Genomic DNA, 15,028 nt, shown 5'->3' with positions numbered 1-15,028 from the left:
TAGGCCGGATAAGACGCAAGGCGTCGCCATCCGGCAGCGCAGCAAGCACAATTGCCTGATGGCGGCTAACGCCTTATCAGGCCTACTCAAGCTATACCATCACGCCCACTGGCGCATACGCTGATGCAGCGTCAACGACGGTTTCTCCGCAAACAGTTGCTGGTAGTCGGTAGCAAACTGCCCTAAATGCCAGAATCCCCACTGCATGGCGGCGTCTTTCACCGTCGCACTCTGCGACCACGGGCTTATCAACTCACGGCGCACGGCGTTCAGGCGAATACGTTTCAACCAGGCATTCGGGCCAATACCGAGGATGGCGTGAAAGGCGTTTTGCAACGTCCGGCGGCTAACGTGCAGTTGATTGCATAAGTCGAGCACGGTCAGCGGCTCTGACATATTTTCCAGCACATATTCGCGCGCACGCGACAGCAAGCGACGATAGCTCTGATGGCTGATGCTCTCCGCAGTCATAATCGGCTGCGCTTCTTCCAGCATAGTCCCCATCGCCAGCAGCAGGTTATCGCCCAACACTTTGCGTACCGCAGGTTGGCGAAGGTTTTCCGGGTTTTCGCTAAACGTCGCCAGCGCCTGCTGCACAAAGCCCCATAGCGCGGCTTTGTGTTGTTCTTTCACTTCCAGCGCCGACTGGTTGCGCAGCATATGCAACACCCTTTCCGGGTTATGCAGGAAGTTGGCCTGACGGGCAATGGCCTCTTCAGAAATGACGACACCCAAAATGGTGTAGTCATCCGGCGTACTTAGTTCAAACTCCGTCCCGCCTGGGCGGGTGGCAATTTCAGCGTTACCCAAACACTGGGTACCAATAAATCCCTGCTCGCCGCGCGTGGCCGGAATGCCAAACCAAAATGAGTTTGGCCAGACAAGGCATGACTGACGCAGCGCCAGTCCGGTGTATTCACGGAACACCTGAATATCATCGAGCAGGATTTCCGTGAACTCGCCATGAAATTTTCCCGGATGCAGCTGGTCGTAGATCTGCTGCCAGGCTGTAATCGTCAGCGCGTGCTCATACACATCCGTTGTTCGCCGTTGATGAACGTTGTCCACTTCCACTTTCGGCGTCAATTTAACGTCTTCGGGTAATACTTCATGATAAAGATGGTGCAAGTTTGCAGTACGGTTCTTTTTCATGATCTTTTAAGCCGGAAGCTTCAACGAAGCCCCCGGCCCTCCGACAGGTTAATTTTTTAAGCGATAGCGACTACTGCGTTTACGCAACGCTCCGTCAGAAAAGAGCTGTTCCAGCGCATTTCTGGCTTCATCAAGTGACCAGCCAAAGTGGGCAGCCACTTCCCCTGCCGTCATTCCTTGACGGACCGATGTTAACAGCGCCAGCAATTCATCAGAGGATTCAGATGACACAGGTGCTTCCTGTGTCTTCTCTGGGGCCACATCTGACTTCACTTCAGGCTTCTGCTCTGGTTTCTTCGGTTCTGGTTTCTTCGGTTCTGGTTTCTTCGGCTGGCGTTTAAAACCGCCGATCAGCCACTGGGTGTCATCGTCCGGCCGGCCTATTTCCTTACGGCTGATAACACGGCCTGTACGCGCTGCAGCTGCACTGCCAGCATCCAGCGCTGCTCGGCATGCCGCCAGATCGCCTTCCACCACCAGCGTCAGCCGACCAGGATCGAGCACTTCGTGGCTAAGCAGGCGCACATTCGCGGCTTTCAGCATGGCATCGGCCGCGTCCACGGCAGCCACCATGCCATCCACTTCCAGTAATCCCAGTGCATTGATCATCACTACCTCTCTTACGCGCGCTGGATTGGATTACGGGCAATATCCAGAACGGCATCGGCAAAGGCGTTACATGCGGCTTTACAAGCGGCCTGGCTACCGGTCAAAAACGCTGCTGAATAGTTGGTTTCTGACGGCGGTGGTACATAGGTTACCAGTTGTACATCGGCAGATTTCAGCGCGGCATCAATACCAAATGTCGCTTCCAGCGGCGGTGCTACCAGATACGCCATCGGATCGCCCAGTCGGCATCCCGCGGTCGCGGAAAGATACGAACCGGTACGCGAAACCACATGCGCCAGGAAGGCGGTATCTTCTGCGTCATTCGCCCACTGGAATGCCGCACCGCTTTCAATATTGGCCACCATCGCGTCCAGACCCGCGCGAACTTCGGCCGGGTTTGGTCCACCGAGCATAATCAGCACTTCGCCCGAGGTTGGAGAGGGACTGTGCGCCGCACCGGCATACAGCGAGCGGCCATAAACCACTTCCACCATCGCCTGTTTTGTCGCTTCATCTGCGGCAATATACGCCACGTCATCAGAGTCTGCTGTGATGAGTCCGAGGCTACGTATATGTGGCGGTAATTTAAGTTCGCGGGCAAAACCGTCATTTACCGAGGCAATCACACGCATCGCGGTGACTGAAGGTCTAATCAAATCTAATGCTGGCATGATGCCTCCTTAACGGGTCATATTAATGCCGGATGCTTTTTGCTCCAGCATGCGCTTGGCCAAATCCACAATCACCGCCGCCGCTTCAACCGGTGGCGTACCGCCCTGGTGAATGTTCGAGATGCAGGTACGGTCAGCCTCAACGGTGGTAGCCACACGCGGCGAATAGACGGCGTAGCAAGAAAGACTTTCCGACTGGCCGAGGCCCGGACGCTCACCAACCAGCAGGATCACCGCTTTTGCACCCAGCAGTTCGCCGATCTGATCTTCAATTTTCACGCGCCCATAGCGAACAAAGAACGGCGTCCCGACCTTCAATCCGGCCTGTTTTAAGCCCGACAACAACGGCGGCAGGATCTCTTCGTAGTTGGCGGTGATGGCGTCAGTAGACAGACCATCAGAAATAATCACCTGCACATCCGGATTCATTACACACTGTGATTTCAGTGCTTCAATGGCTTCCGCACTCAGACGACGTCCCATGTCCGGGCGCGTCAGATACAAGTTTTTGTCGCTGATTTCCGAGCGCACTTCCAGTAGTCCCTGGGCTTTTACCCACTCTTCCGGCACTTCTTTCAATACCGTATCTTTCGAACGCGAGTGGTCAGCAAGGAAGCGCAGCAGCGCCTGGGTACGCGGACGTGGGCCGGCACGACCGGTACATACACGCGCAGCGGTGCTACGGCGCAGTTCGGTCAATACCTCTGCACGATGCGGATTCTCAACGCCAATCCACGCTTTCGCTTCAGCTGAACCTAAGTCCATCGCACAGCTTTCACCGGTCGGCGCGGCGCACTGCGTAGTGCTGCATTTCACTTCCGCTGATGGCGCTTGAACCTGCGGCTCTCCCATTGACGCCATTACGCTGCGTACAATTTCTTCAATCTGTTTTTGATCCATCGTGTGTCATCCCCGCGTCATCAGAAGAACAGTGACGGATCGCCCGCCCGTTTGGTCAGGCGACCGTTTGCCATAATGCCCATGGTTTCCAGCCAGCGTTCAAACTCCGGCGACGGGCGCAGGTTCAGCAACTGGCGCACGGTCGCGGTGTCGTGGAAGGCGGTGGTCTGGTAGTTGAGCATGATGTCGTCACCGAGCGGCATGCCCATGATGTAGTTGCAGCCAGCGGTGGCGAGCAGAATCATCAGGTTTTCATTGAGGTTCTGGTCAGCATCAGCATGGTTGGTGTAACAGCAGTCGCAGCCCATTGAGATGCCGCTCAGCTTGCCCATGAAGTGATCTTCTAAGCCCGCGCGAATAATCTGACGGTCGTTGTAGAGATATTCCGGCCCGATAAAGCCCACCACGGTGTTCACCAGGAACGGATCGTAGTGACGCGCCAGCCCGTAGTTACGCGCTTCCATCGTCACCTGATCGGCACCAAAGTTAGCGCCAGCGGAGAGCGCAGACCCTTGCCCGGTTTCAAAGTACAGGCAGTTTTCCCCAGCGATACGGTTGAACTCAGCGCCCACTGCACGCGCTTCATCCAGCATGGCCAGCTCAACGCCAAACTCTTTTAAGCCTTTTTCGCTACCGCAGATACTCTGGAAAATCAGCCCGCCCGGCGCACCGCGACGAATTGCTTCAATCTGGGTGGTGACGTGCGCCAGTACGCAGCCCTGGGTCGGAATATTGAACTTGTCGATAACGCCATACACGGTATCGAGCACGCGGCTTAAGTTTTCCACGTCATCTGTGACCGGGTTGACACCGATCACCGCATCTCCCGCACCGAAAGACAGTCCTTCATAGATTTGCGCCGCAATACTCTGTACATCGTCACGGGTATCGTTCGGCTGCAAACGGCAGCTAAAGGTGCCCGGTAGACCGATGGTGGTGTTAGCCTTTTTGATCACCGGCATTTTCTTACCGCCGTAGATCAGGTCCGCGTTAGAGCAGATTTTTGCTACCGCAGCGACCACTTCCGACGTTAACCCTTTACGCGTAAACGCAATATCATCAACAGAGGTTTCATCGCTTAGCACGTACTCGCGCAGCTCGCTGATACTCCAGTTTTTGATGCGGTTATAGGCCGTTTCGTTGACGTCATCCTGAATCAGACGCGTCACGCAGTCCTCTTCATAGGAAATCACCGGGTTATTACGGATATCCGCTACCGTCATTTCCGACAATACCTGCTTAGCCGCCACGCGCTCTTGCGAACTGGTTGCAGCGACACCTGCCAGCACATCCCCCGAACGCAGTTCGTTGGCTTTTGCCAGCACCTCTTTAACATCCTTAAACTGATAAACATTGCCGAACAATGTGGTCTTTAGTTTCATAAGTCGTTCCCTCAGGAAGGAAATGCGAGTGATTTCACCGTCACCGGCACAACCGATCCGCCAAAAAGAGGCGTACCAATGTCGATATAGTCCCCCGCCCGGACAACCACCTCATCGATGACCGCCAGCGGGTGTTGCTGTAACTGTGGGCGTAACAGCATGCCCAGGGCTTTACCAAAATCCTGCTCGGCTACCACCAGCAGGGGATGCGGATTCGGATAGCGCGCGACAAAGGCCAGCAACGCATCAATCACCGTTAACAGCGCGGCGTAGCGCACCGGCAGAGAAGCGGGCAGCGCCAACACGTAGGCGTCCGTTTGCGGGTCCAGATCGAGCTGCATTAGTGCCTGTTGCCAGGCGGCCACCAGATCAGCCTCATCAACCGGAATCGCCACCGGCAGATTGCGCAGCGGAAGCGCCACACCTTCCAGCCAGATAGTGCTGCCCGAAAGCGACAGCGTATGCGCACCGGCGCCAATCACCGTGGCGCGCACGGTTTGCGCCGGGAACTGCACGTTCATCTCACGCAGGCGCGGATGTTCATGCAGCGCCGTCGCTAACAGCGGCCCAATGTCGGAAAAACAGAACGGATCGGCAGGTTGGTTGCGGTAGCACTCGCCCACCCCGCCGGACAACGTAATCACTTCCGGCTTCACGCCCGCCGGTAACAGAGCGGTTTGCATCAGCGCCTGTGCCAGCGGTGAAAGCGTGCCGTCAATCACCTCCACAATCAGCGCCGCCATCCGTCGGGCCACCTGAACAAGCTGCGCCGCATTGAGGGTTCGGGCATCAGTGCCTGGACCAAATACGTCATCCACAATCATTTGTCCCGGCTGATGCGCATGCACCACGCGCCCCTGACCGTCCGTTTCCAGTAACCGTCCGCCGACATTCAGACAGGCCGATCCGCTGACTTTTCCGGCATCGAACAGAACGTAGTTCGACGTACCGCCGCCGATGTCGATATTCAGTACGCGGCACAACTTCTGCTCGGACAGGGTTTGCGCCCCCGCACCGTGACCGGCAATCACTGATTCCAGATGCGGACCGGCGCTGGCAACCACGAAATCCCCCAGCGACTGGGAGAGCGCCATCACCGCCGGGCGCGCGTTGCGCGTTTTGGCACTTTCCCCGGTAATGATGATCGCGCCGGAATCGACGGTCTCTGGCGCAATCCCCGCCGCCTGATACTGGGCGAGGATCAGTGCTTTCAGTTCGGCCTCTTTCAACCCGCCCTGCTTATCAACGGGGGTAAAGAACACCGGGCTTTGCCAGCTAATTTCGCGTTTGATGAATTCGTAGCGCGGCACCTGCGACACTGCCGCACGGTTAACCAGCTCAAGGCGCGAGAAGATCACCTGAGTGGTGGTGGTGCCGATATCGATACCGACGCTGAGTAGCTGGCGAGTATTCACGATTGCGCCTCCGGATTGGTTTCTGCTGGTGCCGGAACATCTTCGTCTTTCGGTACTAACAGCATAGCCACGCCAATCGCCGTCACGCCGCCGATCAGCTTGCCGACAATCATCGGGAAGATCATGGCGTTCATGTTGGCAGCGGCGAAACCTAAGTGGTCACCCAGAGCGAAGGCCGCGGAAACCGCGAACGCGCAGTTAATCACTTTGCCGCGGGTATCCATGTTTTTCATCATGCCGAACATTGGGATGTTGTTGGCAAGCGTTGCCACCATACCCGCAGCCGCAATGTTATTGACTTTTAACAGGTTTCCGACGCTCATCAGCGGTTTTTCAAACCAGCGAGTCAGCAGCAGCACCATCGGGTAGGCACCCAGCAGCACACAGGAGATAGAACCGATAACTTCGATGGCGCGCATCACTTCACCCGGCTTGTCGCCTGGCGCCATGAAAATAGGATCAAGACCAGGGATCAGCTCCCAGCCGAGCAGGAACTTGATGACTGCCGCAGCCAGACCGAGGGTGATCAGCGCTACCAGGAACTTGGCGAAGATCTGGAAGCCGTTGATCATTTTTTCCGGGATGAATTTCAGTCCCAGCGCCACCAGCACGGCTACGATCAGCACCGGGATCATGTTCATCAGGATCAACGCAAAGGTGAACTCCACCGGCTGACCGTTGATTTCCACGCCGGAGTACATCGCGACCAGACCACCCGCAATACAGCCAATCGGAATGGTGACAATACCGGCCAGCACGCCCAGCGCCAGATAACGACGGTCAGACGGTTCAATAATTCCCAGCGCAACCGGAATGGAGAACACCAGCGTCGGTCCCATCATCGCGCCGAGAATCAGCCCAGAGTACAACCACGCCGCCACGTCGCCGCCCGCCAGCTCTTTCGCCAGGAAGAAGCCGCCCATATCGCACGCCAGCAGCGTTCCGGCAAACATCGACGGGTTCGCGCCCAGCATTTCGTACAGCGGAATAATTACCGGCCCGAGCACATGCGCCAGTACCGGCGCCAGCGCGGTCATACCGACCATCGCCAGACCCAGCGCGCCCATTGCCATAAAGCCTTCTTCAAACTGACCGCCCGATCCCTCAATGCTCTTACCGAACTTACCGAGGAAGCGCGCCGAACCGCCGAACTGCGACAGGATCCTGTCCACGGCGGCAATCAGCATAAAGAACATCATGATGTACATGATGATTTCGTTAATTCCCATAGCCCCTACTCCCTGTCATTTGTGATTTGTAGGCCGGATAAGACGTTTACGTCGCCTCCGGCATTAACGCCGTGTTATTGCCGGATGGCGGTGCGAGCACCTTATCCGGCCTACAGGCATTACCCGGCAGCCGCGTACAGGTCGATAATCTGTTCCTGCGTGGCGGTGCGTGGGTTACTGCGAATACAAATATCCTCCAGCGCGGCGTGTGCCCATGCGCTGTAATGCTCGGGTTTTGCTCCAACGTCTGAGAGTCGTTTGGTCTGGCCCACTTCGCTAATCAACTCGCTGACGGCGTTGATAGCATCACGATCGTCCGATTTCTTGTTGGTTAACGCGCGTCCGATATGGCTGAAGCGCTCACGACACACCATGCGGTTGAACCCCATTACCGTAGGAAGCAGCATGGCGTTAGCCTGTCCGTGTGGGATATGCAACGTCGCTCCCGGCTGGTGCGCCATCGCATGGCACAGGCCCAGCCCTGCGCTGGAAAACGCCATCCCGGCCATACAGGAAGCCAGCAGCATGCTTTCGCGCGCCGCCAGATCCTGACCGTAGCCGACGGCCTTCGGCAGCGATTTACCTATCATCGCAATCGCGCCAATCGCCAGACTGTCGGTAAACGGCGTCGCGTTCAGCGCGCTATACGCTTCAACGGCGTGCGTCAGTGCATCAATCCCGGTCATCGCCGTTACATGTGCAGGCACGCCTTCCGTCAATGCAGCGTCCAGGATCGCCACATCCGGCATCAGGGTTGCGTGGGCCAGCACTTTTTTGAGTCCAGTCGCGGCGTCGATTATTACCGTGACGTTGGTGGTTTCTGAGCCCGTTCCGGCGGTAGTCGGTACGGCAATCAGCGGCAGACGTGGGCGTAACGCGCTGCGCTCGTCCATGTCTGCCAGCGTCTGAGTGGGGTTGGTCACCAGCAACGCCACTGCCTTGGCGGCATCGAGTACGGAGCCACCGCCGAAGGCCACAACGCCATCGCACTTCGATTCACGCAATTGCGCGACCGCCGCGCAGACGTCCGTAATGCACGGTTCGCCTACCGGACATGGCCACAGCGTCATCGCCACGCCTTTCATCGCCAGACTGCGCTCCAGTGCGGCGGTCATCCCCGCCTGATGCAGGAAGCTGTCCACCATGACGAACATATGCGTCAATCCGCGCGTTTGTGCTTCCTGTCCGCAGGTACTGAGCGCTCCCAGCCCACAAAGGGTGACCGGTGGAACGCTAAACGTTTTTACGCGTTGCAGATTCAGGGTATCGAATGCCTGAAAGAGCGCGGTCTGCAATTCAGCTTGCATAGATTCCTTCCGCTTTTTCTTTTCCGCTGTTGGCAATCGCCAGCGGGGTCATAAACAGGCTGTGCTGGGGTAAATGCACCTGCAGTTCCGGGAAACGCTTACGGAACAGCTCATCAACGCCCGGCTGCATGCAGGAACCACCGGCCAGCCATAAATCGGTAACGCCCTGACCCGCAATATGATGAGCCACGATTTCCGCCATTTTTTCGTAGACAGGCTTCACCACCGGCCAGATTTCTTTGCCGTTGCTACGCTTGTACTGCTCGGCTTCTTCTAACTGGATACGACGGTTCCCGGCCAGCGTCAGAGAGATATGATGCCCACCGGTTGCTTCATCAGCGGAGTAGGTCACCTTGCCTTGTTTAACGATCGCAATCCCGGTAGTGCCACCACCAATATCCACCACGCCGGCGTTATCGAGCTGCAACAGATCCGCCACCGCTGTCGGTTCGTCGAGCACATGGCTCACTTCAAGCCCGGCAGACTCCAGCACGTTAATAGAGATGCGAGGGTCAGTTCCCGGTGGAAATGAGGTTGCCGCATGGGTAAAGCGGCAACCCAACTGTTGTTCGAGCGTATCGAGATGGCGACGAACGATGGTCACCGCACCAAAGAAATCCCAGACGATGCCATCGCGCACGACATCGGCCCAGTCCAGGCAAACCGCGACCGGCTGTCCGTCACTGTCCACAACCATCGACACCACATCACACGTTCCCAAATCAATGCCCAACCACAGCGGTGAATCGCTCTTAGTGGGCGTCTGGTTACATAGCGTTGCCGCTTTTAGCAGTCTGGGTGTCAACCAACGTTGTTCGTCGTGCGCCATCTCATTTACTCCTTATACAATTCTGAAGGCGTCTACCAACACACAGCGACGCAGACGCACAAACGTACGCGCACTGGTCACCCCTTCCCCGGTTGGTGTGGTAATGGTCATCGTGGTCCAGCCTTCGCCGCCGAGTCCAAGACCGGCAATGCACGGTCCGTTCTTAACGAAGATGCTGGTATCAATGGCGTTTGCCATACGGTTCATGTTGTCGATATTGCGCGAGTGCATCGCCGCCGTATGGTGGCAACCGCCTTCAAGCTTGACCGCCAGTTCAATGGCTTCATCGACGTTAGCGACCCGCACGACTGGTAGAACCGGCATCATCAGTTCGGTGACGGCAAACGGATGCGTCGCGGAGGTTTCGACGAATAACAGACGGGTTTGCTCCGGTACGTTCAGACCAATCGCCGCAGCAATTTTGCCTGCGTCACGACCTACCCAGTCACGACTGACCGTGCCTTTACCGCGCTCATCGATATTTTTCAGCAGCACCGGCTGCAGCTGTTCGGCCTGGGCCGTGGTGAGTTTCACCGCATGCTGGCTTTCCATCAGACGCATCAGTTCATCAGCAACGCTATCGACCACGATCAGCACTTTTTCGTCAGCGCAGATGATGTTGTTGTCAAACGATGCGCCTTTGACTACCGACTGCGCCGCGCGTGCCAGGTCAGCCGTTTCATCAACCACCACCGGCGGATTACCTGCGCCAGCGGCAATCAAACGTTTGTTGGTGTGCTTACGCGCGGCATCTACTACGGCTTCACCACCGGTCACCACCAGCAGGCCGATACCTGGGTACTTGAACAGACGTTGGGCAGTCTCGATATCTGGGTTGGCAACTGTCACCAACAGGTTTGCCGGACCGCCTGCGGCAACTACCGCCTGGTTAAGCAGAGTGATAGCGCGCTGAGAGACTTTTTTCGCCGCCGGATGCGGTGCGAAAACCACGCTGTTTCCAGCGGCAATCAGGCTGATGGCGTTGTTAATGACGGTCGCGGCCGGGTTGGTAGATGGGGTTACCGAGGCCACCACGCCCCACGGCGCGTTTTCAATCAGCGTCAGACCGTTATCACCGGTCAGAACCTGTGGAGACAGGCATTCCACACCCGGCGTGCCGCGCGCCTGCGCCACGTTTTTGGCAAATTTATCTTCGACGCGTCCCATGCCGGTTTCAGTGACGGCAAGTTCCGCTAATTCTCTGGCGTGCTTTTCGCCCGCCTCACGTAGCGCCGTGATAGCCAGTTGGCGCATAGCGACGCTTTTCAGCCCCTGCTGGGCCAGTTTTGCTGCCGCCACTGCGTCATCCAGGGAGGCAAAAACGCCCATTTCTTGAACGGCACTGACGGGTTGGCTGCTGTCTTTCATTTTCAGCAGTACCGCTTTCACGACCTGTTCAATATCCTGTTGATTCATGATTTTCTGCCTTATTTATGGAAGATCACCTGACCACCTGCCACCACTTCATCGACAATGCCAATCACGCACAGATCGACAGGCGATGATTCATTCCGGTGCGCCTGACGGGCGGAGCTTCCGCTGACCAGCAGCACCCACTCTCCGGTTCCCGCCCCGATGCTGTCGATAGCAACAGCACATTGCCCGTCGGGATTTCCCTGGGCGTCAATCATTTCCACCATCAGCAACTTGTCGTGCGCGAGCCCCTGATGGCGTACGGTACAAACAATTTGTCCTGTAACGATTGCCAGTTTCATACGCGCCTCCGTGGCATATTTCAGGTAAAACCTCCCCCTACCCTCCGCAGAAGGTAATGTGAAAAGGAGAGAGGGTGACGCCAGCAATGAAGTCTGTGGCGTCACATGGACGACTTACATGTCGTTGCTGTCGCCTTTAAAGCTGATCGGGAACACTTCTTCCAGATCGCCGTGCGGACGCGGGATCACGTGCACTGAAACCAGCTCGCCAATACGCTGTGCTGCCGCAGCACCTGCGTCCGTTGCAGCTTTACATGCCGCTACGTCGCCACGGACCATGGCAGTGACCAGACCGCCACCGATCTGCTTCACGCCAACCAGTTTCACGCGTGCCGCTTTAACCATTGCGTCAGAAGCCTCAATCAGTGCAACCAGGCCCCGGGTTTCAATCATTCCTAATGCTTCCATTGTGTTTTCCTCTCATTAAGGGGTCCTGAACGGGACCTTATACAACCAGTGTGTGCGAGGCGTTTTCACGACTCATGTCAGTCTGGCGCGGCACTGCTGCCACCAACGCCAGTTCGATAATTTCCTGTACGCTACAGCCACGAGAGAGATCATGAAGCGGTGCGGCAAGCCCCTGAATCAATGGCCCTACTGCGCGATACCCTCCCAGACGCTGAGCGATTTTGTAGCCAATATTGCCTGCCTCCAGCGATGGGAAGACCATCACATTGGCATTGCCCTTTAACGGACTGGCGGGCGCTTTTTGCGCAGCGACATCCGGAACAAAGGCGGCATCAAATTGCAGTTCACCGTCCACTGTAAGCTGCGGGGCACGCTCACGAACGATCTCGGTCGCCTGCTGCACGTTAGCGACGTTAGGATGGCGAGCACTGCCATTACTTGAAAACGACAGCATGGCCACGCGCGGCTCTTCACCTGTGATCGCTTTCCAGGTTTCAGCGCTGGCGATGGCGATATCCGCCAGCTGTGCAGCGGTGGGCTGCGGCACAACGCTACAGTCTGCAAATCCTAATGACGGCCCGAGATACTGCGGCAGCATCAGAAAAATTGACGACAGCGTTTTGCAACCAGGCTGTAATCCAATAATGCGCAATCCTGCACGAAGCACGTTTGCCGTTGATGACAGGTTGCCCGCAATACACACATCGGCTGTACCGGCACTGACCATCGCGGCGGCGAACATCAGCGGATCGTTGAGCTTCTCCCGCGCATCCGGCGGCGTTTTTTCGCCCGCCGTTGCCCGCCAGCGCAGGGCAAACTCTTCACGCATCTGTACATTGCTTTGTGGATCAATAACCTGAATACCGTCCATGGCTACGCGATGGCTGAGCGCAAACTGGCGTAGCGCAAACGGGCTGGCGACGAGAATGGGGCGTGCCAGACCGTGCTGATGCAGGTAATTGGCCGCCTTCAGCACCCGGACATCCAGCGCATCCGGGAACACTACTCGTGCAGGTGAGCGTTGGGCGAGTTGACGAGCACGTTCAATGATCATTGCTTCTCCCCCAGTCTCTGTTGAATTTGACTAACCGTCAGCGGATGCTTTGCAACACTCAGAATCATCATCACGTAGACCGTACTGGAAAGGCGGTTGAGCGCCTGCATAATGTCCGGTCGCATAACCTCAAAACTGCGAGTGATGAATACCTGGGCCGCCACCGTCTCCGTTTCACGGACTTTGGTACGCAGCAGATTAAGTAACGCGCAATCACGTCCATGGCTGGCTTCAGGCACCAGATGGTCGTGGTCCAGATAGCGCAGCGGTTGATGCGAAAGACGGTGTAAATCTTCGTCACTTAAACCCACGACAGCTTGTGCTGCCAGCGGCTCATCCATGGCGTCTGCGCGCATAATATTGCCCAGGCGCGAGCGGATATCCGCCAGCCACGGTTGCCATGGTTCTGCCATCTCAATCTGCAACCACACGGCCAGGGCGATGGTACTGTCCAGCGCGGCGCGAAATCCCAGCCGAGGGTCACTTTTGGCGACCATCTTGTCCGCCGTCAGATGCGTCAGGGTGTCCGGTTTCTTCGCCACCGGTTGATGGCACAGTTCGCAGCTGGCCTGTGGATGCGTATCACTGCTGGTTAATCCATGAACCGGCTGCGGCTGCTGTTCTTCGTCATCAATAAACAGGCTGCCCTGCTCGTCAATAAACTTAATGCGCAGATGTCGGCTTTCCAGTAATTCCCGGGCAGACGGCGTCAGGCGAGCGTCAGCGGAGAGATGAATTTCAGCCCCTTCGCTGAGCGTATGATTCGCTCTGAGCCATGCTTCGGTAATGAAATCCTTCATACATCCGCCTTAGCAGGACTGCCAGTTCGCAGGCCAGGCCACATACAGAAACTTCACCGTCGATGGCGTACCAAATTCGATGCTGGAGCCTTTCGGGATAAACATCACGTCCCCGGCTTTTGCAATCATGGTTTCGCCTTCGTGGCGAACATGCAGCTCTCCTTCCAGAATCATGTCGATTTCGTCGTAGTTCAGCGTCCATGGGAAAAAGGCGTTATCCCACTGCATAAACCCGGCGGCCATGCTGCTACCGTCCTGGTCGGTCACCAGATCGGTTAAGCCCACGCAGTGCGGCTGCGCGCCGTCAAAACGACCAAACTTCACGCTGCTGCCGTCGATGACTTTCACACCGCCTTTGCCGGTCACCGAGTTAAAGCTCGGCTGCATTCCGCCCTGCTCCAGCGACTGCTTTTCCTTCATGACTTTGTCCATCAGCTGCGCGACCAGACTTTCGGTAAACTGCCCTTCCGGTAACTGCGCAATGATGGTTTCGCGAATACGCTGGCTTTCCGTTTTGCCATCAATCACCGCAGCCGGAGCAGCAGCGACGGCGCCTGGCGCGGATTCATCGCATTCACTGATGGTAACGCCCAGCAGCTCCGCAACTTCGCGCGCCTCCGGGGTGATGATGCTGGCGCGCAGAACAACCGACATTTCCTGTTCGCCGCGTGCGTGGGCCGCACGAATATCGTTAGCTGTGATGAGTTTTTTCACCTGCCCTTTCCTCCTTTTGGCTGAGCTCAGTCAGATAATCCACCAGGTGCTGCACACTGCGCGGGTCATGGCTATTGAGCTCAAAAATCGGCTCCTGAAACCCCATCCCGCGAAGTAGTTGTCGCGTTGCGGCGACGTCGGCATCCGGCATGTCCGTTTTACTGATAACGGCGATTTGTCGTTTACTGGCACCGATATCCAACAGCCCGGCAGGTAAGCGACTTTCTTTATCATTTGCCGCGTGTATATAAATCAACGTATCAACATCCTGCAGCGTGGTAATTAAGGCGTGATACCAGCGCGGATGGCTAAAATATTCCCCTGGCGTATCGATATCGCCATTTTCATTAAACTCCACGGCCTGTGTTTTTCTGGCGAGGGAATAATTCCCCTGTAGCGCATTAAAGAGCGTTGTTTTCCCCGCCCCCACCGTACCGACAAACGCAATACGTTTCATCGCCGCCTCTGATTAACTTTTTGTCAGGTTGCACAAAGTGAAATTTAATAATCGACCCAGACCGCTTACCGTCTGTAATAACGCTTCTTCTACTGCGCCTACCGAGCCGTAGATCACCAGTGCGCCGCTGAATCTATCGAGAAAACCGATATGTACATCCGCCGCCTTCATGGCTAAGTCACCGGCAATCATCGCGGTTTCGCCTGGCGTCAGCGTCATGATGCCGATAGCGCCCGCTTCGGGAACGCCGATCTTTTTCGCTAATTCCTCGCCGGGGTGCGCAATGAGATGCGCCAGCGTGACCTGTTTCCCCGGCACAAATTCCTGAATAATGCGTTCTTTTTCCATTGCTCACCGCCTCCGCTAAAACTGCCCTTATCGTGGCA

17 protein-coding genes are annotated in these 15,028 nt (G+C 56.6%); all 17 read right to left on the bottom strand.

The genetic code is table 11. The annotated features are described in order from the left end of the window. Positions 1-99: 99 nt before the first annotated feature. The 17 genes from eutR to eutS all read right to left on the bottom strand — a co-directional run bounded on the left by eutR (position 100) and on the right by eutS (position 14,990). On the bottom strand, positions 100-1,152 hold the full coding sequence (gene eutR, locus OGX67_RS11255) for an HTH-type transcriptional regulator EutR (protein WP_003038041.1): 1,053 nt from the start codon (positions 1,150-1,152) through the stop codon (positions 100-102). A 48-nt stretch (positions 1,153-1,200) separates the two neighbouring features. Then, the gene (locus OGX67_RS11250; RefSeq protein ID WP_003038039.1) at positions 1,201-1,761 is read right to left on the bottom strand and encodes an ethanolamine utilization microcompartment protein EutK; all 561 of its coding nucleotides are present in this window, start codon (positions 1,759-1,761) and stop codon (positions 1,201-1,203) included. 11 nt (positions 1,762-1,772) lie between these two features. Then, the gene (gene eutL, locus OGX67_RS11245) at positions 1,773-2,432 is read right to left on the bottom strand and encodes an ethanolamine utilization microcompartment protein EutL (RefSeq protein ID WP_003838537.1); all 660 of its coding nucleotides are present in this window, start codon (positions 2,430-2,432) and stop codon (positions 1,773-1,775) included. A 9-nt stretch (positions 2,433-2,441) separates the two neighbouring features. Then, positions 2,442-3,332: an ethanolamine ammonia-lyase subunit EutC gene (gene eutC, locus OGX67_RS11240; protein WP_003038033.1), complete on the bottom strand. Its 891-nt coding sequence runs from the start codon at positions 3,330-3,332 to the stop codon at positions 2,442-2,444. Positions 3,333-3,352: 20 nt separating this feature from the next. Continuing rightward, on the bottom strand, positions 3,353-4,714 hold the full coding sequence (gene eutB, locus OGX67_RS11235) for an ethanolamine ammonia-lyase subunit alpha (RefSeq protein ID WP_003038029.1): 1,362 nt from the start codon (positions 4,712-4,714) through the stop codon (positions 3,353-3,355). Positions 4,715-4,725: 11 nt separating this feature from the next. Then, positions 4,726-6,129 (bottom strand): ethanolamine ammonia-lyase reactivating factor EutA, encoded by a 1,404-nt coding sequence (gene eutA, locus OGX67_RS11230; RefSeq protein ID WP_003038026.1) that lies wholly within the window; start codon positions 6,127-6,129, stop codon positions 4,726-4,728. After that, complete coding sequence (gene eutH / locus OGX67_RS11225; protein ID WP_003038023.1) at positions 6,126-7,358, bottom strand: ethanolamine utilization protein EutH; 1,233 nt, start codon at positions 7,356-7,358, stop codon at positions 6,126-6,128. The genes eutA and eutH overlap by 4 nt, the downstream gene beginning before the upstream one ends. 119 nt (positions 7,359-7,477) lie before the next feature. Beyond that, complete coding sequence (eutG, locus tag OGX67_RS11220) at positions 7,478-8,665, bottom strand: ethanolamine utilization ethanol dehydrogenase EutG (RefSeq protein WP_003038020.1); 1,188 nt, start codon at positions 8,663-8,665, stop codon at positions 7,478-7,480. Next, a complete protein-coding gene (gene eutJ, locus OGX67_RS11215; RefSeq protein WP_003838530.1) occupies positions 8,655-9,494 on the bottom strand; it encodes an ethanolamine utilization protein EutJ in 840 nt (279 codons plus the stop codon). Before eutJ ends, eutG begins: the two co-directional genes overlap by 11 nt. A 12-nt stretch (positions 9,495-9,506) precedes the next feature. Beyond that, positions 9,507-10,910: an aldehyde dehydrogenase family protein gene (locus OGX67_RS11210; protein WP_003038014.1), complete on the bottom strand. Its 1,404-nt coding sequence runs from the start codon at positions 10,908-10,910 to the stop codon at positions 9,507-9,509. Between the two features lie 11 nt (positions 10,911-10,921). Beyond that, positions 10,922-11,209, bottom strand: coding sequence for an ethanolamine utilization microcompartment protein EutN (gene eutN / locus OGX67_RS11205; protein WP_003038011.1), 288 nt, complete (start codon positions 11,207-11,209; stop codon positions 10,922-10,924). 114 nt (positions 11,210-11,323) lie between these two features. Continuing rightward, entirely contained in the window at positions 11,324-11,617 is a 294-nt protein-coding gene (gene eutM, locus OGX67_RS11200) for an ethanolamine utilization microcompartment protein EutM (RefSeq protein WP_003835054.1), read from the bottom strand. A 37-nt stretch (positions 11,618-11,654) separates the two neighbouring features. After that, positions 11,655-12,671, bottom strand: a complete 1,017-nt coding sequence (gene pta / locus OGX67_RS11195) for a phosphate acetyltransferase (RefSeq protein WP_048218375.1) — start codon at positions 12,669-12,671, stop codon at positions 11,655-11,657. Further along, entirely contained in the window at positions 12,668-13,471 is an 804-nt protein-coding gene (gene eutT / locus OGX67_RS11190; protein ID WP_286526501.1) for an ethanolamine utilization cob(I)yrinic acid a,c-diamide adenosyltransferase EutT, read from the bottom strand. Before eutT ends, pta begins: the two co-directional genes overlap by 4 nt. Before the next feature lie 9 nt (positions 13,472-13,480). Then, positions 13,481-14,185 carry an ethanolamine utilization acetate kinase EutQ gene (gene eutQ, locus OGX67_RS11185; protein WP_003038001.1) on the bottom strand — a complete coding sequence of 235 codons (705 nt, stop codon included), beginning with the start codon at positions 14,183-14,185 and terminating at the stop codon, positions 13,481-13,483. Beyond that, positions 14,163-14,642 (bottom strand): ethanolamine utilization acetate kinase EutP, encoded by a 480-nt coding sequence (gene eutP, locus OGX67_RS11180; RefSeq protein WP_003037998.1) that lies wholly within the window; start codon positions 14,640-14,642, stop codon positions 14,163-14,165. Before eutP ends, eutQ begins: the two co-directional genes overlap by 23 nt. Positions 14,643-14,654: 12 nt before the next feature. Further along, positions 14,655-14,990: an ethanolamine utilization microcompartment protein EutS gene (gene eutS, locus OGX67_RS11175; protein ID WP_003037995.1), complete on the bottom strand. Its 336-nt coding sequence runs from the start codon at positions 14,988-14,990 to the stop codon at positions 14,655-14,657. Positions 14,991-15,028: the final 38 nt, after the last annotated feature.

The organism is Citrobacter sp. Cf118 (assembly GCF_030334095.1).
Taxonomy (GTDB): domain Bacteria; phylum Pseudomonadota; class Gammaproteobacteria; order Enterobacterales; family Enterobacteriaceae; genus Citrobacter; species Citrobacter freundii.
This window is presented reverse-complemented; position numbering and strand designations above follow the sequence as displayed.